General features: G+C 69.2%; 2 protein-coding genes. Both read left to right on the plus strand.

Annotation, left to right across the window (positions count from 1 at the left end; genetic code table 11):
* Positions 1-282, plus strand: a 282-nt coding sequence (locus HR086_RS47270; RefSeq protein WP_174468952.1) for a hypothetical protein, incomplete at its 5' end; no start/stop codon positions are given.
* A partial coding sequence (locus HR086_RS47275; RefSeq protein WP_217442251.1) for an alpha/beta hydrolase occupies positions 279-721 on the plus strand: 443 nt, incomplete at its 3' end. The genes HR086_RS47270 and HR086_RS47275, both read left to right, overlap by 4 nt.

The following is a 721-nucleotide window of genomic DNA, read 5'->3' on the forward strand; positions in this document are numbered from 1 at the left end:
GAGGTGGAGGGGTTGCCCTGGTCTCGCGGTCTGTGGCGCAGCTCGGAGGGCTACGGCCTGGCGGTCCCCGAGAAGGACGAGGCGCGGCCGTGGCGGGTGGTGCACCTGGATGGTCGTCCCGCGGAGCGGTTCCTGGCGCCGGGACGGAGTCGCTCGGTGCGGGCACCTCGGCCCTTCTTCTGGACGACGAGCAACCGGCTCTTGCCGGAGCTGGCGGAACTCTATGAGGACAGTCTGGGGTTCATCGCCGGGACTGGGTCGCGCCAGGAGGTGCGGTCATGAGGGAGTTGATCCAACTCGACGTGAAGGGCCACCGATTGTGGGGGACGTTTCATCCTCCGGCGATGGGGACTCGGCGCTCGGTGGGCGTGCTCTTCCTGAACCCCGGGCATGTGCCGCGCTCCGGGCATGGCGGGCTGTCGGTGCTCGCGGCGGAGCGGCTCGCGGCGAGAGGCTTCCCGTGCTTCCGAGTGGATTTGCCGGGGTTGGGGGACTCGGACGGTCCGTTGCCGGAGATGACGTCGGAGCTGTACCAGCTCGTGTGCAAGGGCGGCTTCGTCGAGGTGGCGAGCGAGGTGCGAGAGGAGCTCCAGCGGCGATATGGGCTGGAGGGGATGTTGATGGGAGGGCTGTGCGGGGCGGCGACGACGGCGCTGTATCTGGCGGACCGTGAGCCGGAGGGGGTGCGCGGCCTGTTCATGTTCGAGCCGGAGTTCTACCT

Source organism: Myxococcus sp. CA039A (assembly GCF_013336645.1).
In the GTDB taxonomy this organism is placed as follows: Bacteria; Myxococcota; Myxococcia; order Myxococcales; family Myxococcaceae; genus Myxococcus; species Myxococcus llanfairpwllgwyngyllgogerychwyrndrobwllllantysiliogogogochensis.